We start from the raw sequence: 19,814 nt of genomic DNA on the forward strand, positions 1-19,814 counted from the left end.
AGTCAAGCCGACTCACCTGAAAACGCCAGTGCTCCGTCCCTGAATCTGGCTCTAGCGTGGGCAGGAAAACCCCGACGCCGCTTTCGCAGCGCCGAAATTAACCCAATTCGATGACGGGCAGCTATAGGACCGCGAAGGTGCCTTGCGCTTTTGCGACCAGTTTTTCGCCCTGGATCACGTCTGCCTCGACCACCAGGGTACGGCGGCCGGGGTGGATCACCCGGGCCCGGCACAGCACCTCACCTTCGGCGACGGCGCGGATGTAGTTGATCTTGCACTCGATGGTGGCGCTCTGCTGGTCGAAGCCATGGGTACTGGAGCAGGCCAGGCCCATGGCGATGTCCACCAGGCTGAAGATCGCCCCGCCGTGGAGCTTTTGCCCGCGATTGCGCAATTGCGGGGTCAGCTCCAGGGCCACATCCGCCTCGCCGACCTCCAGGCGTTGCAGGCGGCAGCCGAGCAGTTGGCTGAAGGCGCTTTCGGTGAGGTTGGCTGGAACCTCCATCAGCGTTTCTTCAACTGCTTGGCGTTGGCGAACAGCGAGGCCATGGCGTTATTGGCCGGCGCCGCGGTGGCGGTTTCCTTGCGTGGGGCATTGCCCTGGGAAGGGCGCGGGCTCGCCCCCGGACGGCTGCCGCGGGCGCCATCGATCTTCTCGCCGGGGGTGTCGCTCATGCGCATCGACAGGCCCACGCGCTTGCGCGGGATATCCACTTCCATGACCTTGACCTTGACCACGTCGCCGGCCTTCACCGCTTCACGCGGGTCCTTGATGAACTTCTCCGACAGCGCCGAGATGTGCACCAGGCCGTCCTGGTGCACGCCGATGTCGACGAAGGCACCGAAGTTGGTGACGTTGGTCACCACGCCTTCGAGGATCATCCCCAGTTGCAGGTCCTTGAGGTCCTCGACGCCTTCCTGGAACTCGGCGGTCTTGAACTCGGGGCGCGGGTCGCGACCGGGTTTGTCCAGTTCCTGGAGGATGTCGGTGACGGTGGGCAGGCCGAAGGTCTCGTCGGTGAACTTCGATGGGTCCAGGCGCTTGAGGAAGCCGCTGTCGCCGATCAGCGAGCGGATATCACGGCCGGTGTCGGCGGCGATGCGTTGCACCAGCGGATAGGCTTCCGGGTGCACCGCCGAGGCGTCCAGCGGGTTGTCGCCGTTCATCACGCGCAGGAAGCCGGCGGCCTGCTCGAAGGTCTTTTCACCCAGGCGGGCGACTTTCTTCAGGGCGGCGCGGGTCTTGAAGGCGCCGTGTTCGTCGCGGTGGCTGACGATGTTCTGCGCCAGGGTCGCGTTGAGGCCGGAGATCCGCGCCAGCAGGGCCACGGAGGCGGTGTTGACGTCGACGCCCACGGCGTTCACGCAGTCTTCTACTACCGCGTCCAGGCCACGGGCCAGTTTCAGCTGCGAGACGTCGTGCTGGTACTGGCCGACACCGATGGACTTCGGATCGATCTTCACCAGCTCCGCCAGCGGATCCTGCAGGCGGCGGGCGATGGACACCGCGCCACGGATCGACACGTCCAGGTCCGGGAATTCCTTGGCCGCCAGTTCCGAGGCCGAGTACACCGAGGCGCCGGCTTCGGAGACCATGACCTTGGTCAGGCGCATGGCGGGGTATTTCTTGATCAGCTCGGCGGCCAGCTTGTCGGTCTCGCGGCTGGCGGTGCCGTTGCCGATGGCGATCAGGTCCACCGAGTGCTTGGCGCACAGGGCGGCCAGGGTGGCGATGGTCTGGTCCCACTTGTTGTGCGGTACGTGGGGGTAGACGGTGGCGTGGTCCAGCAGCTTGCCGGTGGCGTCCACTACCGCCACCTTGCAGCCGGTGCGCAGGCCCGGGTCCAGGCCCAGGGTGGCGCGCGGGCCGGCCGGGGCGGCCAGCAGCAGGTCGTGCAGGTTGTGGGCGAAGACGTTGATCGCCTCGGTCTCGGCGCCGTCGCGCAGCTCGCCCAAGAGGTCGGTCTCCAGGTGGGTGTAGAGCTTGACCTTCCAGGTCCAGCGCACCACTTCGCCGAGCCACTTGTCGGCCGGGCGGTTCTGGTTCTGGATGCCCACGTGCTGGCCGATCATGGCCTCGCACGGGTGCAGGGTGCCTGGCAGCTCGTCGCCGACCTTCAGCGCGGAACCGAGGATGCCTTCGTTGCGCCCGCGGAAGATCGCCAGGGCGCGGTGCGATGGCATGCTCTTGAGCGGTTCGTCGTGTTCGAAGTAGTCGCGGAACTTCGCGCCCTCTTCTTCCTTGCCTGCCACCACGCGCGCGCTGAGGGTGGCTTCCTGCTTGAGGAAGTTGCGCAGCTTGTCCAGCAGGCCGGCGTCTTCGGCGAAGCGCTCCATGAGGATGTACTTGGCGCCTTCCAGGGCGGCCTTGATGTCGGCCACGCCTTTTTGTGCATCGACGAAGCGTGCGGCTTCGGCTTCCGGAGCCAGGCTCGGGTCGTTGAACAGGCCATCGGCCAGCGCGCCGAGGCCGGCTTCCAGGGCGATCTGGCCCTTGGTGCGGCGCTTCTGCTTGTACGGCAGGTAGAGGTCTTCGAGGCGGGTCTTGGTGTCGGCCAGCTTGATTTCGCGAGCCAGTTCCGGGGTCAGCTTGCCCTGTTCCTCGATGCTGGCCAGGATGCTGGCGCGGCGCTCGTCGAGTTCGCGCAGGTAGCGCAGGCGATCTTCCAGATGACGCAGCTGGGTGTCATCGAGGCTGCCGGTGACTTCTTTGCGGTAACGGGCGATGAAGGGCACGGTGGAGCCTTCATCCAATAGGGCGACGGCCGCTTCGACCTGTTGTGGGCGTACGCCGAGTTCCTCGGCAATGCGGCTGTTGATGCTGTCCATAAAACCACCTGGCAAATGTGTGAAAGCAGGCTCGCGGGTACGACGAAAAAGCCCGGCGAGTCTGGTTGAGCGGCCTGGTACGCGCCGCCACCTGGATCAAAAGGCTGGCTGTTGACCCGTGAAATCGTGGAAATACTGCCGGTCGTGGCAAAAAAACAAAGCGACCGCTGGGTACTGATCAAGGGGTGCCCGACACAAAAGGCGGCGCATTATACCCAGCTGCGAAGCGATCGCCGACCTCGGGCCGACAGCGGGTTTGCTGGCTATGGAGGAAAAATCTGCTAACAATGCACACGGTGCGCATAGCGGCAGCTACGCCATAATGCGCACCGAGATTAGAGGAGCATCCAATGAGCAGCACTGCACACACTGCTGAAGGCGAAAAAATTCTTATTGTTGACGATGACCCGGGGCTGAGCAGCCTGCTGGAGCGTTTCTTCGTCAGCAAGGGCTACCGTGCCCGTGCGGTCCCGAACACCGAGCAGATGGACCGCCTGCTGGGGCGTGAAGTGTTCAACCTGGTCGTCCTCGACCTGATGCTGCCTGGCGAGGATGGCCTGACCGCCTGCCGCCGCCTGCGTGGCGCGAACAACCAGATCCCGATCATCATGCTCACCGCCAAGGGTGACGAATTAAGCCGTATCAAGGGCCTGGAGCTGGGCGCCGACGACTATTTGGCCAAGCCGTTCAACCCCGACGAACTGATGGCCCGGGTCAAAGCCGTGCTGCGTCGCCAATCGGCACCTGTCCCTGGTGCCCCGGGCAGCGAAGACGAAAGCGTGACCTTCGGTGACTACGAGCTATCCCTGGCCACCCGCGAGCTCAAGCGCGGCGACGAGGTGCACATGCTCACCACCGGTGAGTTCGCGGTACTCAAGGCGCTGGTGATGAATGCCCGCCAGCCGCTGACCCGCGACAAGCTGATGAACCTGGCCCGTGGCCGCGAGTGGGACGCCCTGGAGCGCTCCATCGACGTGCAGATCTCCCGCCTGCGCCGGATGATCGAGCCCGATCCTTCCAAGCCACGTTATATCCAGACCGTCTGGGGCGTGGGTTATGTGTTCGTGCCGGATGGCACAGCGACCAAGTGATCGGTGATTTGTAGGAGCGAGCGCCCGGGCCCTGGTCCGGGCGTTCGCATTCCGCAACGCTGCGAGCGCGACTCGCTCCTGCAAAGTGTGTATTGGCTGTCATGAAAACCCCCCTGTGGTTCCCCCAGAGTTTCTTCTCCCGCACCCTGTGGCTGGTGCTGATCGTGGTGCTGTTCTCCAAGGCATTGACCCTGGTTTATCTGCTGATGAACGAGGACGTGCTGGTGGACCGGCAGTACAGCCATGGCGTGGCCCTGACCTTGCGCGCCTATTGGGCCGCGGATGAATCCAACCGCGACCAGATCGCCGAGGCCGCCGGCCTGATCAAGGTGATCGGCAGCGGCGTGCCGGCCGGTGAACAGCATTGGCCGTACAGTGAGATCTACCAGCGGCAGATGCAGGCCGAACTGGGGGCCGACACCGAGGTGCGGCTACGCATGCATGCGCCGCCGGCGCTTTGGGTGCGAGCGCCGAGCCTGGGCGATGGCTGGCTCAAGGTGCCGCTGTATCCACACCCGTTGCGTGGGCAGAAGATCTGGAGCGTGCTGGGCTGGTTCCTGGCCATCGGCTTGCTGTCCACCGCGTCGGCATGGATTTTCGTCAGCCAGCTCAACCAGCCGCTCAAGCGCCTGGTCTATGCCGCCCGACAACTGGGCCAGGGACGTAGCGTGCGCTTGCCCATCAGCGACACCCCGAGCGAGATGACCGAGGTGTACCGCGCCTTCAACCAGATGGCCGAGGATGTGGAACAGGCCGGGCGCGAGCGCGAACTGATGCTGGCCGGGGTCTCCCATGACTTGCGTACGCCACTGACCCGCTTGCGCCTGTCACTGGAATTGATGGGCGATCACACCGAACTGACCGACGACATGGTGCGCGACATCGAGGACATGGACGCCATTCTCGACCAGTTCCTGGCGTTCATCCGCGATGGCCGCGACGAGTCGGTGGAGGAGGTGGACCTGAACGACCTGGTGCGGGAAGTGGCGGCGCCCTACAACCAGAGCCAGGAGCGAGTGCGCCTGCACCTGGAGCCGATCCAGCCGTTCCCCCTGCGTCGGGTCTCGATGAAGCGCCTGCTCAACAACCTGATCGGCAACGCCCTGAACCATGCCGGGACGGATGTGGAGGTTGCCGCTCACCTGTCTGGCGACGTCAGCGCGCCCTATGTGGTGCTGAGCGTGATGGACCGTGGCACGGGGATCGATCCTTCGGAGCTGGAGGCGATCTTCAACCCTTTCACCCGTGGCGACCGTGCCCGGGGTGGCAAGGGCACTGGCCTGGGGCTGGCCATCGTCAAGCGGATCGCCGCCATGCATGGCGGTAACGTCGAACTGCGCAACCGCCCGGACGGCGGGCTGGAGGCGCGGGTAAGGCTGCCGCTGGGCCTGTTGTTGCCACGTGATGCGGATTAGCGGCGGCGGCCAGTTTCAAGCGGCAAGCTCTGCCGCTTGAAGCTCGCCGCTTGTAGCGGCCTTTATCCTTTGCCCTTGGTGCGGGTCATGTTCGGCCCGCCGTTCTTCTCGATGTGCTCGATGATGATCCCCGCCACGTTCTTGCCGGTAGTGGTCTCGATGCCTTCCAGGCCCGGGGAGGAGTTGACCTCCATCACCAGCGGCCCGTGATTGGAGCGCAGGATGTCCACCCCGGCCACGCTCAGGCCCATGACCTTGGCCGCCCGCAGTGCGGTCATGCGTTCTTCCGGGGTGATCTTGATCAGGCTGGCACTGCCGCCACGGTGCAGGTTGGAGCGGAATTCCCCGGGCTTGGCCTGGCGCTTCATGGCCGCGATCACCTTGTCGCCCACCACGAAGCAGCGGATGTCGGCACCGCCGGCTTCCTTGATGTACTCCTGGACCATGATGTTCTGCTTCAGGCCCATGAACGCCTCGATCACCGACTCCGCGGCGGTGGCGGTTTCGCACAGCACCACGCCGATGCCCTGGGTGCCTTCCAGCACCTTGATCACCAACGGGGCGCCGTTGACCATCTCGATCAGGTCGGGAATGTCGTCCGGGGAGTGGGCGAAACCGGTCACCGGCAGGCCGATGCCGCGCCGCGACAGCAGTTGCAGCGAGCGCAGCTTGTCCCGGGAACGGGCGATGGCCACCGACTCGTTGAGGGGGAATACCCCCATCATTTCGAACTGGCGCAACACCGCGCAGCCATAGAAGGTCACCGAGGCGCCGATTCGCGGGATCACCGCGTCGAAACCCTCCAGGGGTTTGCCGCGATAGTGGATCTGCGGCTTGTGGCTGGCGATGTTCATGTAGGCGCGCAGGGTATCGATCACTACCATTTCATGGCCACGCTCAGCGCCGGCTTCGACCAGGCGGCGAGTGGAATACAGACGCGGATTGCGCGACAGCACGGCGATCTTCATGCAACACCTGTGGCAGAGGTAGTGGATACCGGGAACACCGGTTTGTCTTGTACGTATTTGAGGCCGGGATTGACTACAAGTTGGCCATCGACCAGGGCCTTGGAGCCCAGCAGCAACCGATAGCGCATGGCCTTGCGGCAGGCGAGGGTGAACTCCACACGCCACACATGATCGCCCAGGGCCAGGGTGGTGCTGATCACATAGCGGACCTGGGCCTGGCCGTTGGAGCTCTTGATGGTCTTCATCGCCACCAATGGCGCTTCGCAGCGCCGGTGGCGCAATTGCACCACGCTGCCCAGATGCGCGTTGAAGCGCACCCACGGCTGGCCGTCGCGCTCGAACGGCTCGATCTCGGTGGCATGCAGGCTGGAGGTGCTGGCGCCGGTGTCGATCTTGGCGCGCAAGCCGGCCACTCCCAGATCGGGAAGCGCCACCCACTCGCGTAGACCGACAACGGTCAAATGATCAAAGGTCTTCAATAAAGGAACATCCGTAATGGGTCTTTCCGGACCAGGGTTCTGATACAGGCCGGGTGTCGGGTCGAGCCTGCGCCAGGTGGACTCCATGCTTGCCGGGGGGCATGCCGAGCGCTGCTGGCGAGCCTTCTCGGCGACGACTCTAACTGCCGACTCCGCATACATTGTGACAATCTCCCGGACGTTCGCCCGGCCTGTCCCGGGTCTTGTTCCGAGACCGCGGTATTCACGCAGAATCGGCGGCAAATGGCGATAGCTATCTCCATGACGATCCCTCGTGCAACCTGAGGTATTTTAGGTGAGCGGTCAGGTTTTCGAGAGCTCGTCCGCGAGCTGTACCGTTGCGACATTTTTCATCGAGAGGAATCACCGTGGCGCAAAAGCAGCAGCAGGAAGAAGAGGACAAGGTACGCCTGGACAAGTGGCTTTGGGCTGCACGCTTCTACAAGACCCGGGCCCTGGCCAAGGCGGCCATTGAAAGCGGCAAGGTGCATCACCGTGGCGAGCGCTGCAAACCGGGCAAGGAGCCACGGGTTGGCGACGAATATGAGGTCCGTACCGGTTTCGACGAGCGCACGGTCGTGGTCCAGGCGTTGTCCATCGTGCGTCGTGGCGCCCCCGAGGCGCAGACGCTCTATGTCGAGACCCCGGCCAGCATCGCCAAGCGCGAGACTGCCGCAGCCCAGCGCAAGGCGGGCGTCCTGGGCGTGAGTACCGAGGGCAAGCCCACCAAGAAACAGCGTCGGGACCTGTTCAAGTTCCATGGCGGCAGCCATGAATGATGGCGGGCGAGGGAACCCGCCCAGGCTGCCCTCGCCTTAGCGGCTGGCTCAGCGCAGCAGGCTGCTGGCGCGGACCACGCTCATGCGCGACAGCACCGGCATCCGGCTCATCAGGTTGAACAGCGGATGGCTCAGGCGCAGCAGGAAGTTCGACATCCGTGCCGCGTAGGGGGTGTAGTAGCCCCAGCCGAGGGCCAGTACGGCCAGCAGCACGCCGCCGATGTAGTCGTCCTGGCCCCAATGGGCCCCGGCGACCAGGCGCGGCAGCATGAACAGCAGGGTCAGGCCCCAGACCACCAGGAACTGGCCGACGCTGCGGCTGAACACTCCCATGAACAGGCCCCAGATCAGCAATACCGAGGCATGGTCGCCAGGAAAGCTCTGGCTGGAGCGGTCCTTGAGTTCCCAGGTCTTTTCCCAGCCCGGGAAGTAATCGCTCATGTGCACGGCGCCTTCGAGCACCATGGATGGGCTGTTGTGCTGCCAGTTCATCACGGCCACCAACTTGGAAAACAGCGCGCGAATCACCACCATCAGGATCAGGATCGACAGGAAACCGAAGAAGGCGCGACGTACGTCCACCGCCTTGAAGACCCAGTCACCGCGAATCAGCAGGCCGAGCATGATCAGGCCCACCACCACGTCGAACGGCCGCAGGCTGGCCACGGCCCAGATATGCAGCCAGGTAGAGTTGTTGGCGAGGGGAGCGTTGAGCAGGTGAAACAGCCACTCGTCGAACATCGTGCAAAGCATCTGCCCGGTGGGCCACAACCAGAAACCCAGCAGGGCCAAAGGGAGTACATTGCACAGAACCAGCTTGCCGAGGTTCCACCTTGCTTGGAACAAACCCGGATTGTTCATAAAATATCTCCAATCACCGCAAAAACTGCACCTTCATGGTGCAAAACCGCAATTTTCGGTGCTTGTAACCTTTTTGTCACCTTTCAGATGCCCAGACCTATGACTGATTTGCCGGATACCGACTTCACCCAACGCTTCATCTTCGATGAGAGCGACGCCCGTGGCGAACTGGTGACGCTGGAGCGCAGCTACGCCGAAGTCCTTGCCAAGCACGCCTATCCCGAACCGGTGGCGCAACTGCTGGGCGAGTTGATGGCGGCGGCGTCGTTGCTGGTCGGCACCTTGAAGTTCGACGGCCTGCTGATTCTCCAGGCGCGTTCCGAAGGCCCGGTTCCCCTGCTGATGATCGAGTGCTCCAGCGAGCGCGAGATCCGTGGCCTGGCCCGCTACGACGCGGCGCAGATCGCGGCGGATGCGACCCTGGCCGACATGATGCCCAATGGCGTCCTGGCCTTGACCGTGGACCCGACCCAGGGCCAGCGCTACCAGGGGATCGTCGACCTGGACGGCGCCACCCTGGCCGAATGCTTCACCAACTACTTCGTCATGTCGCAGCAGACCGGCACTCGTTTCTGGCTCTACGCCGACGGCCGCAATGCCCGTGGCCTGCTGCTGCAGCAACTGCCGGCCGACCGCCTGCGCGATCCTGAAGAGCGCGCTGCCAACTGGCAGCACCTCACCGCCCTGGCCAGCACCCTGACCGCCGATGAACTACTTAGCCTGGACAACGAAACCGTGCTCCATCGCCTGTACCACGAGGAGGCCGTGCGCCTGTTCGATGTACAGCCGCTGCGCTTTCGCTGCAGCTGCTCGCGCGAGCGCTCGGGCAATGCCCTGGTCAGCCTGGGGCTGGAGGATGCACAGCAACTGGTGGTGGAACATGGCGGCAGCGTCGAGATCGACTGTCAGTTCTGCAACCAGCGCTATCTGTTCGACGCGGCCGACATCACGCAATTGTTCGCCGGTGCGGGCGTCGAGTCACCGTCAGATACTCGTCACTAAAACGTTTCAGCGAAGGTAAATCACCTAGCCAACGCCGGAATTACGCCATGCTGACGGGAGGACCCTACTATTTTCGGGCTTTTCTGGCATAATCCGGCGCACTTTTTTCGCGGTAGTAGTGCGCGAGTTTCTACTACAAAACGTTTGAGCAATCGGCCATTGGCCGACGACGGGGAACCTCATGACGCAAGCCAAGAACACCGTGTACACCGACCTGAGCGTCGATGAGCTGGTAAAAGAAGCGCTGTCCCGCGGTGAAGGCGAGTTGGCCGATACTGGCGCGCTGACGGTCAAGACCGGCCACCGCACTGGCCGTTCGCCGGCGGATCGTTTCATCGTCGAAGAGCCTTCCACCCAGGACGCGATCGCCTGGGGCCCGATCAACCGCAAGTTCCCGGCCGACAAGTTCGATGCCCTGTGGGCTCGCGTCGAGGCGTTCAACAACGCCCAGGAACACTTCGTTTCCCACGTCCACGTAGGGGCTGCCGCCGAGCACTACCTGGCCGTCAAGATGACCACCCAGACCGCCTGGCAGAACCTGTTCGGCCGTTGCCTGTTCATCACCCCGCAGCAGTACAACCCGGCAGGTCGCGAAGAGTGGCAGATCCTCAACGTCGCGAACTTCGAATGCGTGCCCGAGCGTGACGGCACCAACTCCGACGGCTGCGTCATCCTCAACTTCGCCCAGAAGAAAGTGCTGATCGCCGGCATGCGTTACGCCGGTGAAATGAAGAAGGCGATGTTCTCGGTGCAGAACTTCCTGCTGCCAGCCGTCGACGTACTGCCGATGCACTGCGCCGCCAACATCGGCGAAGAAGGCGACGTGACCCTGTTCTTCGGCCTGTCGGGCACCGGCAAGACCACCCTGTCGGCCGACGAAAGCCGCTACCTGATCGGTGACGACGAGCACGGTTGGGGCGAGGGCGTGGTGTTCAACATGGAAGGCGGCTGCTACGCCAAGTGCATCGACCTGTCCGAGAAGAACGAGCCGGTCATCTGGAAAGCCATCAAGCACGGCGCCGTGCTGGAAAACGTGGTCCTGGACGATGCCAAGCAGGCCGACTACGCCGATGCCAGCCTGACCCAGAACACCCGCGCCGCCTACCCGCTGGAGCACGTCGAGAAGCGTTCCGAGCACAACCTGGGGGGCGAGCCCAACGCGGTGATCTTCCTGACCTGCGACCTGACTGGCGTCCTGCCTCCGGTGTCGATCCTGAACAACGAGCAGGCGGCCTACCACTTCCTGTCCGGCTACACCGCGCTGGTCGGTTCCACCGAAATGGGTTCGGGCGGCGGCATCAAGTCGACCTTCTCCACCTGCTTCGGCGCACCGTTCTTCCCGCGTCCGGCTGGCGAATACGCTGAGCTGCTGATCAAGCGCATCAACGGCTTCGGCTCCAAGGTCTACCTGGTCAACACCGGCTGGACCGGCGGTGGCTACGGCGTCGGCAAGCGCTTCAACATCCCGACCACCCGTGGCGTGATCGCAGCGATCCAGAGCGGTGCCCTGGTCGGTGCCGAGACCGAGCACCTGGACATCATCAACCTGGACGTGCCAAAAGCCGTTCCGGGCGTCGATACCGAGCTGCTCAACCCACGCAACACCTGGGCTGACAAGGCCGCCTACGACGAAGCCGCCAAGGCCCTGGCCGGCCTGTTCATCGAGAACTTCAAGAAGTTCGAAGTGAGCGACGCCATCAAGGCTGCCGGTCCGAAGCTGTAAGCCTCGACCTGCCATGAAAAAGCCGCCCTTCGGGGCGGCTTTTTTGTGCGCGGCGTATCGACAGGGCGGCAGCGTTCCGGGCGCGGACGTTTACCTGGCTTTAACCCCTGGCTCAGCCCTTCAAGTGCAGCGCCAGGGCGCCCAGCAGCACCAGCGCCACTCCTGTCACTTGCACCTTGGACAGGCGTTCCTTGAAGAACAGGTAGCTGAGCACCGCGGCGATGCCGCCGGACAAGGTACTGATCACTGTCACCACCGACACCGAGCCGTGCATGGCGCCCCAGGAAAAGGCAAAGAACGCGCCGAGGTTCATCAGGCTGGAGCTGGCCAGGGTGCCGCAGCTTTTCAGGGGAGGCAGCTTCAAGCCGTCCTGGACCTTGAGCATCATCAGCAGCGATACGCTCGATCCCACCACGTAACCCAGCCACAGCATGCTGACCGGACCCATCTGCGGCAGGGTATAGCGCCCCTGCAGCCAGAAACTGGTGCCGTACAGGCAGGCCGACAGCAGGGCGTAGACGATCGAGCGACTGGCATCGGTGTTCTGTGGCAGCTTGGGGCCAGAATGAATGCTGGAGAGAATCACCCCCACCACGCAGACCAGGATGCACAGCAACTGGACCAGGCTGATGTGCTCGCCGCTGGCCCAGGACAACAGGGTGGTGACCACGCCGTAGGAGGTCACCAGCGGGGCGATGATGGCGGCCTTGCCCAGGGCGAAGGCCTTGCCCAGGGCCAGGGCGCCGGAGAGGGTGAAGCAGGCGGCGAGCATGCCCATCAGCCAGACATCCAGCGGCGCGGCCAGGGCCTTGAACAGGAAGGCGGGGAAGAGTGCCAGCAGCAGGCTCATGAGGATCACGCCCAGTGTCTGGCTGAAGAACACGGCGCGCTTGGCGCCCACGGCGCGGACATTCAGGCCCACGAGAAAATCGGTGCCGCCCCAGAGCACGGCGGCGAGCAGCCCCATCAGTACATCCACGGCTTCTTCCTTGTTTTATTGTTGTAGGTCCTGGAGGCTTTCCAACTCCCGGGTGTCCCAGCGGCGCAGCCTGATCGCCTGGTACAGCATGCCGATGGTCAATGGCAGCTTGTCGCCCCGGCCCTTGGCCCGGCGCTTGAGGTGCGGATCGAAACCTTCGGGCTGGAAGTAGCGGTAGCTGTCGAAGTCGGCGAGGTCGAGCTCGAACTGCTCTTCCAGGGCCAGCAACAGATGCCGGGCATCGGCACCGTCGCAACCCAGGTCGAGGTTGATCGCGGTCTTCAGATGCAAGGTCTTGCGTTCGGGCAGGCCGATCTCCTCATGCAACAGTTGCATCAGTTGGCGCATGCTCGCGTCGTCGGGAAAGCCGGGGGCCAGATGCATGGTCGCGATTCGCTACGGCTCTTGGAGGAGGTGGAGTGTAAGACGATCCGGTGGTGGCTTTTCAAGCCCTTCGCAGCAGATCCGCACAAGTCTCTGCGAATTTTCGACTGCATCCCATTGCTCAGCATTTTCCTGTCCTGGGTCGAGCATTGGCGGGCGAAAATGTGTATGGTGCGCCGCTGGTGGAGGGGCCGAGTTCGAGCTGCGGCCAGATTCGTTTACAGGGATTTTGCTATGGCTTGTATGCGCCTGGTGGCGGTGTTGTGGCTAGGGATGGTGATGAGCGCGGTGCACGCCCAGCCGTTGTCGATCCAGGTGCTGGACGCCGTGGCCAAGGACTCGCCTGCGGCCGAGGCCCAGGTGCAGTTGCAGCGGGGCACGAGCCTGGTCGCGGGGGCTTCCGATGCCCAGGGACGGGTGGTGCTGGACGTCCCCGACGATGCCGGCGGGCTGCTGATCCGCAAGCCCGGTTACGCCGACCTGCGAACCCAATGCCCCTGCCAGGGCCTGGTCTACGCCCTGAGTCCGGTAATGGACAAACCTTCCAGCCTGCGGGTAGTGCTGACCTGGGATGCCCCGGGCGAAGACCTGGATGCCCGGCTGATCTATTCCCGCGCGGCCTTGTCGTTCGTTGCCAGCCAAGGACCCGGGGCGCGGCTGGAAAGAACCAGCGACGACCATCATGGCGCGGAGACCATCACCCTCGATGAGCGCCTGCCCGGCGAGTCCTACCTGTATGCCGTGCATGACTTCACCCATGGCAACCATCCCGAGTCCCTGCACCTGGGCCGCAGCCGGGCCCAGGTCTTCGTCTATCGTGGTGCCAGCCTCATTCGTAGCTATCGGGTACCGGAGCAGCGCCGGGGCAACCTCTGGGCCGTGTTCCGCCTGAGTGCCGATGGCCAGCTGGAGGATATCGACCGGGTGGCGCAGACCAGCAGCGAACCGAACGGCACCTACAGCGACCTGAATTCGTTGCTCGAGCAGATGCGCACCAGCGACCAGCAAGTGCCCGCGGACATGGGACCAGCCGAGGCCAAGGCGCTCAATCGCAAGGGCGAAGAGGCCTACCGCAAGGGCGACTTCGGCGGGGCGGGTATCTATTACCACGAGGCCATCGAGATGGCGCCGGGTTTTGCCCAGGCCTACAGCAACCTGGCCTTGAGCCAGCGCAAGAACAGCCGGCCCGACGAAGCCATACGCGCCGACCGCCAGGCCATTGCCCTGGCCAGCGGTCCGGCGGCCGCGACGATCCGGGCCAGTGCCTACTACGACATGGGTCGGGTTTTCGAGGGGGCTGGGCAGTTGGCCATGGCCTTGGAGAATTACCGCAAGGCCCGCGAGCAGAAGGCCAACCCGGTGTACGACCAGGCCATAGAGCGGCTGCAAAAACCCTGAGCCCCAGGCTGGATGTTGTTTTTGCGCGGCGCGCTGGCAGGAGCGTCCCGTGCATCCATGGAGATTGATATGCGCAATGGTGTTTTCCCCTGGCTGTTGGCGTTGTGCCTGTGCAGCGTCTCGGCCCAGGCGGCAGGCCCTCTAGTGTTCGCTACCATCGATCGCAGTGGCTGGCCGACGCCCCTGACCAGTTCGGTGGATTTCGACACCGCCTCCCGGGCGGAAATCCTGATGTTCGGCAAGGCCCTGCTGGCCAGTGAGAGCCTGGATGAGGGAGCCCTGAAGCAACGTCTCGGGGTACGGCAGCTGGACCTCAAGTCCATCGACCGGGTGCGCCAGCGCTTCTGGGAGTTGCTGCTGGTCAACTATCGCCTGGCCAGCCACGATTGCGACAGCGCACCGTTCTGCCAGCCCGTGCGCAATCTCGCCGAGTTGCGCCAACTGGTGGCCGGCTTCACCGGCGAGAGCAAGGACACCTACGACGCCTGGGCCCAGGCCAGCTCGCGCTTCCACCAGCAGTACCTGCATGAGCAACTGCGCCTGGCGGCCCTGTTTCCCACGGTCAGCAGCGAGATCCAGCGAATGGATCCGGCGGAAAGACTGGGCGATGAACTGGCTGACCGGCAGTTCCTGCTGACCTTCGACGATGGTCCCAGCCCGCGCGGTGGGCATAGCGATGAGCTGGCGGCGGTGCTGCAAGCCCATGACCTGCATGGGCTGTTCTTCGTCCTGGGAGCGTCGTTCCAGGCTCGTTTGCAGCGGACCTCGGCCGGGCAGTTGCGCGAGCTCTACAACGGTCAATGCGTGGGCCTGCATGGCTGGGAACACAAGTCCCATGCCTCCTGGAGCCGGTGGCAGGATTCCCTGGTCGACAGCGCCAGCCTGGTCGGTCGCTCCCTGGAAGGGGAATACCTGCCGCTGTTTCGCCCGCCCTATGGGCAACGTCGCAGCGACGCTGGTGTTTTCCTCAAGAGCCACGGCCTGCAATTGATGCTGTGGAACATCGACTCCCAGGACTGGAGCAAGAAGGTCAGCGCCCAGGCCGCCGCCCAGCGGGTGCAGACGCTGATGCTGTTGTGGCGGCGCGGCATCGTGCTGTTCCATGACGTCCACCCCAAGGCGGCCCAGGCCGTGCCGCTGCTGGTCGAGGCCAACCAGCACAATGGCGTGCAATGGCTGGACTGCCGCAGCCTGCGCTAGCCGCTCCCTGCCAGTGATCCGGCCACCGCCCTGGTGTGCCGGTATCATCCGGTAGCGCTTTTCTCCAAGACCTTTCCTCGATCCGCCGACCCACCGCGCTAGTCTTCAACGACGCTCAGCGGTCAAAGGAGTGACTCCCATGTACAGCACCCTCGAACAGGTCTTCGGTTATCCAGGCTTTCGCCCGGGCCAGGAGGCCACCATCAGCGCGGTGCTGGCCGGGCGCTCGGCGGCGGCGATCTTTCCCACCGGTTCCGGCAAGTCCCTGTGCTACCAGCTGCCGGCCCTGCTGCTGCCGCACCTGACCCTGGTGGTGTCGCCGCTGTTGGCCTTGATGCAAGACCAGCTGGCCTTTCTCCAGCGCCATGGCATCGCCGCGGCGAGCATCGATTCGGCCCAGGGCCGCGACGAGGCCAACCAGGTGATGGCTCGCGCCCGCTCCGGGGAACTGAAGGTCCTGATGATCTCGGTGGAGCGTCTGAAGAACGAACGCTTTCGCAACTTCCTGCAGCAGGTGCCCATCTCCCTGCTGGTGGTGGACGAGGCCCATTGCATTTCCGAGTGGGGTCACAACTTCCGGCCCGACTACCTGAAGCTGCCGGACTACCAGCGCCAGTTCAACATCCCCCAGGCCCTGCTGTTGACCGCCACGGCCACCCCCAAGGTGATCGCCGACATGCAGGCGCGCTTCGCCATCGCCGCCGATGTGGTGACCACCGGTTTCTATCGACCCAACCTCAACCTGCTGGTGGAGCCGGTCGCCGGGGCCGCCAAGCGCCGGCGGCTGGTGCAGTGGCTGGGCGAGCGGGAGGGACAGCCGAGCATCGTCTACGTGACCCTGCAGAAGACCGCCGAGCAGGTCGCCGAGTACCTGGACCAGCAGGGCATTGCCGCCCAGGCCTACCACGCCGGTTTGCCCCATGAGCAGCGTGAGGCGATCCAGCGCCGCTTCATGCAGGGGCACAGCCAATGCATCGTCGCCACCATCGCCTTCGGCATGGGCATCGACAAGAGCGATATTCGCAACGTCGTGCATTTCGACCTGCCCAAGTCCATCGAGAACTACAGCCAGGAAATCGGCCGCGCCGGGCGCGATGGGCAACCCTCGGACTGCCTGGTGCTGGCCAACCGCGACAGTCTCAACGTGCTGGAGAACTTCGTTTACGGCGATACCCCGGAACTGAGCGGGATCCATTGCGTGCTCGACGACTTGCTGGCCGCGGCGCCCACCGGGCAGTGGGAAGTGTTGCTGGGCCCCTTGGCGGACCAGAGCAATATTCGCCAGTTGCCGCTCAAGACCCTGCTGGTGCAGCTGGAACTGCGTGGCCTGATCGCTCCGCGCTATGCCTATTTCGCCGAATACCGCTTCAAGTTGCTGCTGGAGCCGGCTGATCTGCTGGGGCGTTTCGAAGGCGAACGGCGGGACTTCGTCGAGGCCATCCTGCACACCTCCAGTCGCGCCCGGACCTGGGCCACGGTGGATTTCGACGCGCTCTACGACCATTGCCAGGCGCCGCGCCAACGGGTGGTGAAGGCCCTGGACTACTTCCAGGAAAAAGGCTGGGTGGAGCTGGAAAGCAAGCAGATGACCGAGGTCTACAGTTTGTTGCAGAGCGACTTCGATGCGCCGGCGCTAAGTGCCGAGCTGCACGGCTACTTCACCCGTCACGAGTCCGGCGAGATCGCGCGGATCCACGCCATGCTCGACCTGTTCGCCAGCGAGCAGTGCCTGGGGCATCGGTTGTCGGAGTATTTCGGCGACCGGCAGGCACCTCGGCAGTGCGGGCATTGTTCGGTGTGCCGGGGCCAGGTGGCGCGCTTGCCCGAGCCCCCCGCGCTGCCTGCGCTTGTGGATAAGAACTTCGCCGGCTTGTGTGGCGATTTTATCCACAGGCACCAGCAGCACACCGGGGCTCTTCCCGGGGTAGAGCGCCTGACGCGTTTTCTCTGCGGCATCAGCGTGCCGTTGTTCACCAAGCTCAAGGCCCGTGGCATCCCGGGTTTCGCCGCCTTGGAGGACTACCCCTACGCCGAGGTGCGGCAATGGTGCGAGAGCCATTTGCCGGCCTGAAGCCGGGTGCCTTGTTCCTGATGGCGATCCATCTGCTGAATGTCGCGCATCACAGGAATAAATTTCAAAAATGATGCTCGCCTGACTATGGTGGTGCCTGACCCAGGATCGCCTACAGGAAGGAGAGCCGCCATGAGCCAGAAGGCATTCGATATTCAGCGCGCCGCGGTGATTGGCGCCGGCACCATGGGCCGTGGCATCGCCATGTGCCTGGCCAATGCCGGCCTGCCGGTACTGTGGCTGGACAAGGACCCGCAGATGCTCCAGCAGGCGCTGGCGGCGGTGGCCCAGACCTATGCCCACGGTGTGCGCCAGGGCCGTATCGAGCAGGCTGAAGCCGACGCGCGGCTGGCACGGATCGGCATTGCCGACGGTTATCCACAGCTGGCCGAGGTGGACCTGGTGATCGAGGCGGTGTACGAGAACCTCGAGCTCAAGCAGCAGATCTTTCGCCAGCTGGACACCGCCCTCAAGCCATCGGCGATCCTGGCCAGCAACACTTCGGCGCTGGATATCGATGCCATTGCCGCCGTCACCCAACGGGCGCCCCAGGTGCTGGGAATGCATTTCTTCAGCCCGGCGCACATCATGAAGCTACTGGAGGTGGTACGCGCGGCCAAGACGGCACCGGCGGTGCTGGACGCGGCCCTGGCCCTGGGCCAGCGCATGGGCAAGGTCAGCGTGGTGGCTGGCAATTGTTTTGGGTTCATCGGCAACCGCATGCTCAACACCTATGTCCTCGAGGCCCGCAAGATGCTCCTGGAAGGGGCCTTTCCCTATCAGGTAGACGCTGCCTTGCAGGCGTTCGGTTTTGCCATGGGGCCGTTTCGCATGTACGACGTGGTGGGCATCGACCTGGGCTGGCGTGCCCGGCAACTGGCCGGTACCGGGCAGGATGCGCCGCAGGTCCAGGTCGATAATCGCTTGTGCGAACTGGGTCGTTTCGGTCAGAAAAGCGGCGCGGGCTATTACCACTACGAGCCCGGTAGCCGCCAGGCCGAACACGATCCGCAAGTGGATGCGCTGGTGCTGCAGGTCAGCGAAGGCCTGGGTTACCAGCGGCGGGATATCGGCCCCGAGGAGATCCTCGAGCGCTGCCTGCTGGCCCTGGTCAACGAAGGGGCGAAGATCCTCCAGGAAGGCATTGCCGGCTCGGCCCATGACATCGACCTGGTCTATCTCAACGGTTATGGCTTTCCCAGGGAGCGGGGCGGGCCGATGACCTGGGCCGATAACCAGGGCTTGGAGCAGATCCGGCTCCGGTTGCTGCGCCTGGAGGCCGAGCATGGTGCCCATTGGCGGCCGGCGCCGTTGATCGAGGATCTGTCTGGCGCAGGAAAAGGATTTGCCCAGGCTTAGTCGCCTGGGGTGAAATGCCCGGCGATCAATCGCTCAATCCATGGGAGACCGTCCTGATGTCCGAGCCTGTGCCACAACGCGGCGACTACCGCCATTTCCAGCCGATCACCACCCGTTGGCATGACAATGACGTCTATGGCCATGTGAACAACGTCACCTACTACAGTTTTTTCGACACGGCGGTGAATACCTACCTGATCGAGCAGGGTGGCCTGGATATCCACGAGGGCGAGGTGGTGGGGTTCGTGGTCAGTTCGGCTTGCGATTATTTCGCGTCCATCGCTTACCCCGAACGTATCGAAGTCGGCCTGCGGGTCGGCAAGCTGGGCAACAGCTCGGTGCAATACGAGCTGGCGGTGTTCAAGCTGGGGGAGGGGGAGCCATGCGCCGCGGGGCGCTTCGTCCATGTATTCGTGGATCGGGCATCGAACCAGCCGGTGCCGATTCCAACGGTCCTGCGCGCAGCCCTGGAACAGCTGGCCTGAGTCTCGAAACTTGATTGACTTGCGGACCCTGTAGCCGCTGCCACAGGCTGCGACCGGCGCCGTAGGAGAGGCCCGAGCTCGATCCTCGGGGCCAGTACCGCAGCGTCTGGTCTGGCGAGGCCCTTGGCCTCGCGTCCAGTGTGCGTAGCAGCTACAGGGGGCCGGGCCGATCAGTCGTCGTAGTGACGATGCTTGCGGTGGCCATAGGCATGACCACGGCCACGGTGGCCGTCGCGGTAGTAGCGGCGGTCGCGATCGCGGCGGTATTCGCGATCCTCCCGGGCGCTTTCGTTACCCATGTAGTTACCCAGCGCACCGCCGGCGCCACCACCGGCCGCCGCACCGATCAGGCTGCCGGTGCTGCCGCCCATGCTGCGGCCCACGACGTTGCCGCCAGCCGCGCCCAAGGCGCCACCGATGGCTGCCTGGCCACGGCTGCGCTTGTCGGCGCCCACCGCGCTGCCGCCCGCGCCGCCGATGGCCGCGCCAATGGCCGAACCGGTATTGCCGCCCAGCTGCTGGCCGACCACCGAGCCTAGAACCCCGCCCAATGCGCCGCCCACACCTGCTTCAGTGGTGCCACCGGCAGAGGCGACGCCGCTGACCAGGCCAAGGGACAACAAGAGAATCGAGGAGAACTTCATACATGAGCCTCAAAGGGATGACGGCGCGATCCTGAGGCTGTACCGCGAGGCTTACAAACGAAATCCGACGAATAGCACGAGTTGTACACAATCGCATAACTTATTGTTTTTAATGGGGAACTTAAGTGATTTTCGCAGGTCTACGGT

At 64.1% G+C, this 19,814-nt stretch carries 18 protein-coding genes; 10 read left to right on the top strand and 8 right to left on the bottom strand.

The annotated features are described in order from the left end of the window. Nucleotides 1–121 precede the first annotated feature (121 nt). Together ACK6AU_RS07560 and ACK6AU_RS07565 are read right to left on the bottom strand one after the other, a co-directional pair. Complete coding sequence (locus tag ACK6AU_RS07560; protein ID WP_185697278.1) at nucleotides 122–505, bottom strand: PaaI family thioesterase; 384 nt, start codon at nucleotides 503–505, stop codon at nucleotides 122–124. Continuing rightward, entirely contained in the window at nucleotides 505–2,829 is a 2,325-nt protein-coding gene (locus tag ACK6AU_RS07565) for a Tex family protein (RefSeq protein ID WP_409298560.1), read from the bottom strand. Before ACK6AU_RS07565 ends, ACK6AU_RS07560 begins: the two co-directional genes overlap by 1 nt. Nucleotides 2,830–3,179: 350 nt before the next feature. Between ACK6AU_RS07565 and ompR the strand changes: the two genes are divergently transcribed. Further along, on the top strand, nucleotides 3,180–3,920 hold the full coding sequence (ompR, locus tag ACK6AU_RS07570; RefSeq protein WP_185697280.1) for a two-component system response regulator OmpR: 741 nt from the start codon (nucleotides 3,180–3,182) through the stop codon (nucleotides 3,918–3,920). A 101-nt stretch (nucleotides 3,921–4,021) separates the two neighbouring features. Beyond that, nucleotides 4,022–5,335 carry an ATP-binding protein gene (locus ACK6AU_RS07575; protein WP_409298562.1) on the top strand — a complete coding sequence of 438 codons (1,314 nt, stop codon included), beginning with the start codon at nucleotides 4,022–4,024 and terminating at the stop codon, nucleotides 5,333–5,335. Nucleotides 5,336–5,397: 62 nt separating this feature from the next. Here the strand turns inward: ACK6AU_RS07575 and rimK are convergent, their stop codons facing one another. Together rimK and ACK6AU_RS07585 are read right to left on the bottom strand one after the other, a co-directional pair. Continuing rightward, complete coding sequence (gene rimK / locus ACK6AU_RS07580; RefSeq protein ID WP_185697282.1) at nucleotides 5,398–6,303, bottom strand: 30S ribosomal protein S6--L-glutamate ligase; 906 nt, start codon at nucleotides 6,301–6,303, stop codon at nucleotides 5,398–5,400. Beyond that, nucleotides 6,300–6,782 carry an ATP-dependent zinc protease gene (locus tag ACK6AU_RS07585; protein WP_185697283.1) on the bottom strand — a complete coding sequence of 161 codons (483 nt, stop codon included), beginning with the start codon at nucleotides 6,780–6,782 and terminating at the stop codon, nucleotides 6,300–6,302. The genes rimK and ACK6AU_RS07585 overlap by 4 nt, the downstream gene beginning before the upstream one ends. A gap of 368 nt (nucleotides 6,783–7,150) precedes the next feature. On the opposite strand from ACK6AU_RS07585, the gene ACK6AU_RS07590 reads away from it, so the two are divergent. Continuing rightward, nucleotides 7,151–7,561 (top strand): RNA-binding S4 domain-containing protein, encoded by a 411-nt coding sequence (locus ACK6AU_RS07590; protein WP_409298565.1) that lies wholly within the window; start codon nucleotides 7,151–7,153, stop codon nucleotides 7,559–7,561. Nucleotides 7,562–7,609: 48 nt separating this feature from the next. Here ACK6AU_RS07590 and ACK6AU_RS07595 read toward each other — a convergent pair whose 3' ends face one another. Further along, a complete protein-coding gene (locus ACK6AU_RS07595) occupies nucleotides 7,610–8,422 on the bottom strand; it encodes a phosphatase PAP2 family protein (RefSeq protein ID WP_409298567.1) in 813 nt (270 codons plus the stop codon). Nucleotides 8,423–8,521: 99 nt separating this feature from the next. Between ACK6AU_RS07595 and hslO the strand changes: the two genes are divergently transcribed. Continuing rightward, nucleotides 8,522–9,424 carry an Hsp33 family molecular chaperone HslO gene (hslO, locus tag ACK6AU_RS07600; RefSeq protein ID WP_185697286.1) on the top strand — a complete coding sequence of 301 codons (903 nt, stop codon included), beginning with the start codon at nucleotides 8,522–8,524 and terminating at the stop codon, nucleotides 9,422–9,424. A 181-nt stretch (nucleotides 9,425–9,605) separates the two neighbouring features. After that, a complete protein-coding gene (locus ACK6AU_RS07605; protein WP_185697287.1) occupies nucleotides 9,606–11,147 on the top strand; it encodes a phosphoenolpyruvate carboxykinase in 1,542 nt (513 codons plus the stop codon). Nucleotides 11,148–11,259: 112 nt separating this feature from the next. Here ACK6AU_RS07605 and ACK6AU_RS07610 read toward each other — a convergent pair whose 3' ends face one another. Together ACK6AU_RS07610 and ACK6AU_RS07615 are read right to left on the bottom strand one after the other, a co-directional pair. Further along, on the bottom strand, nucleotides 11,260–12,114 hold the full coding sequence (locus tag ACK6AU_RS07610; RefSeq protein WP_185697789.1) for a DMT family transporter: 855 nt from the start codon (nucleotides 12,112–12,114) through the stop codon (nucleotides 11,260–11,262). 27 nt (nucleotides 12,115–12,141) lie between these two features. Next, nucleotides 12,142–12,510 (bottom strand): DUF1493 family protein, encoded by a 369-nt coding sequence (locus ACK6AU_RS07615; protein ID WP_185697288.1) that lies wholly within the window; start codon nucleotides 12,508–12,510, stop codon nucleotides 12,142–12,144. Nucleotides 12,511–12,744: 234 nt separating this feature from the next. Between ACK6AU_RS07615 and ACK6AU_RS07620 the strand changes: the two genes are divergently transcribed. From ACK6AU_RS07620 to ACK6AU_RS07640, 5 genes are all read left to right on the top strand, one after another. Continuing rightward, nucleotides 12,745–13,908, top strand: a complete 1,164-nt coding sequence (locus tag ACK6AU_RS07620; protein WP_409298570.1) for a tetratricopeptide repeat protein — start codon at nucleotides 12,745–12,747, stop codon at nucleotides 13,906–13,908. A 69-nt stretch (nucleotides 13,909–13,977) separates the two neighbouring features. Then, the gene (locus ACK6AU_RS07625; protein WP_409298572.1) at nucleotides 13,978–15,108 is read left to right on the top strand and encodes a polysaccharide deacetylase family protein; all 1,131 of its coding nucleotides are present in this window, start codon (nucleotides 13,978–13,980) and stop codon (nucleotides 15,106–15,108) included. 139 nt (nucleotides 15,109–15,247) lie between these two features. Beyond that, nucleotides 15,248–17,179 (top strand): ATP-dependent DNA helicase RecQ, encoded by a 1,932-nt coding sequence (locus ACK6AU_RS07630; protein ID WP_409298574.1) that lies wholly within the window; start codon nucleotides 15,248–15,250, stop codon nucleotides 17,177–17,179. A gap of 132 nt (nucleotides 17,180–17,311) precedes the next feature. Then, nucleotides 17,312–18,538 carry a 3-hydroxyacyl-CoA dehydrogenase NAD-binding domain-containing protein gene (locus tag ACK6AU_RS07635; protein ID WP_409298576.1) on the top strand — a complete coding sequence of 409 codons (1,227 nt, stop codon included), beginning with the start codon at nucleotides 17,312–17,314 and terminating at the stop codon, nucleotides 18,536–18,538. Between the two features lie 56 nt (nucleotides 18,539–18,594). Next, the gene (locus ACK6AU_RS07640; protein ID WP_185697293.1) at nucleotides 18,595–19,023 is read left to right on the top strand and encodes a thioesterase family protein; all 429 of its coding nucleotides are present in this window, start codon (nucleotides 18,595–18,597) and stop codon (nucleotides 19,021–19,023) included. Between the two features lie 170 nt (nucleotides 19,024–19,193). Here the strand turns inward: ACK6AU_RS07640 and ACK6AU_RS07645 are convergent, their stop codons facing one another. Further along, nucleotides 19,194–19,667, bottom strand: a complete 474-nt coding sequence (locus tag ACK6AU_RS07645; protein ID WP_185697294.1) for a YMGG-like glycine zipper-containing protein — start codon at nucleotides 19,665–19,667, stop codon at nucleotides 19,194–19,196. Between the last annotated feature and the right edge of the window lie 147 nt (nucleotides 19,668–19,814).

Source organism: Pseudomonas sp. KCJK8993 (genome assembly GCF_046230915.1).
GTDB lineage: Bacteria > Pseudomonadota > Gammaproteobacteria > Pseudomonadales > Pseudomonadaceae > Aquipseudomonas > Aquipseudomonas piscis.

What these genes read in the sequence shown, in the direction of transcription:
- ACK6AU_RS07560 (WP_185697278.1), bottom strand. Translation starts at nt 505, where the DNA reads ATGGAGGTTCCAGCCAACCTCACCGAAAGCGCCTTCAGCCAACTGCTC.
- ACK6AU_RS07565 (WP_409298560.1), bottom strand. Translation starts at nt 2,829, where the DNA reads ATGGACAGCATCAACAGCCGCATTGCCGAGGAACTCGGCGTACGCCCA.
- ompR (WP_185697280.1), top strand. Translation starts at nt 3,180, where the DNA reads ATGAGCAGCACTGCACACACTGCTGAAGGCGAAAAAATTCTTATTGTT.
- ACK6AU_RS07575 (WP_409298562.1), top strand. Translation starts at nt 4,022, where the DNA reads ATGAAAACCCCCCTGTGGTTCCCCCAGAGTTTCTTCTCCCGCACCCTG.
- rimK (WP_185697282.1), bottom strand. Translation starts at nt 6,303, where the DNA reads ATGAAGATCGCCGTGCTGTCGCGCAATCCGCGTCTGTATTCCACTCGC.
- ACK6AU_RS07595 (WP_409298567.1), bottom strand. Translation starts at nt 8,422, where the DNA reads ATGAACAATCCGGGTTTGTTCCAAGCAAGGTGGAACCTCGGCAAGCTG.
- hslO (WP_185697286.1), top strand. Translation starts at nt 8,522, where the DNA reads ATGACTGATTTGCCGGATACCGACTTCACCCAACGCTTCATCTTCGAT.
- ACK6AU_RS07605 (WP_185697287.1), top strand. Translation starts at nt 9,606, where the DNA reads ATGACGCAAGCCAAGAACACCGTGTACACCGACCTGAGCGTCGATGAG.
- ACK6AU_RS07610 (WP_185697789.1), bottom strand. Translation starts at nt 12,114, where the DNA reads ATGGGGCTGCTCGCCGCCGTGCTCTGGGGCGGCACCGATTTTCTCGTG.
- ACK6AU_RS07615 (WP_185697288.1), bottom strand. Translation starts at nt 12,510, where the DNA reads ATGCATCTGGCCCCCGGCTTTCCCGACGACGCGAGCATGCGCCAACTG.
- ACK6AU_RS07620 (WP_409298570.1), top strand. Translation starts at nt 12,745, where the DNA reads ATGGCTTGTATGCGCCTGGTGGCGGTGTTGTGGCTAGGGATGGTGATG.
- ACK6AU_RS07625 (WP_409298572.1), top strand. Translation starts at nt 13,978, where the DNA reads ATGCGCAATGGTGTTTTCCCCTGGCTGTTGGCGTTGTGCCTGTGCAGC.
- ACK6AU_RS07630 (WP_409298574.1), top strand. Translation starts at nt 15,248, where the DNA reads ATGTACAGCACCCTCGAACAGGTCTTCGGTTATCCAGGCTTTCGCCCG.
- ACK6AU_RS07635 (WP_409298576.1), top strand. Translation starts at nt 17,312, where the DNA reads ATGAGCCAGAAGGCATTCGATATTCAGCGCGCCGCGGTGATTGGCGCC.
- ACK6AU_RS07640 (WP_185697293.1), top strand. Translation starts at nt 18,595, where the DNA reads ATGTCCGAGCCTGTGCCACAACGCGGCGACTACCGCCATTTCCAGCCG.
- ACK6AU_RS07645 (WP_185697294.1), bottom strand. Translation starts at nt 19,667, where the DNA reads ATGAAGTTCTCCTCGATTCTCTTGTTGTCCCTTGGCCTGGTCAGCGGC.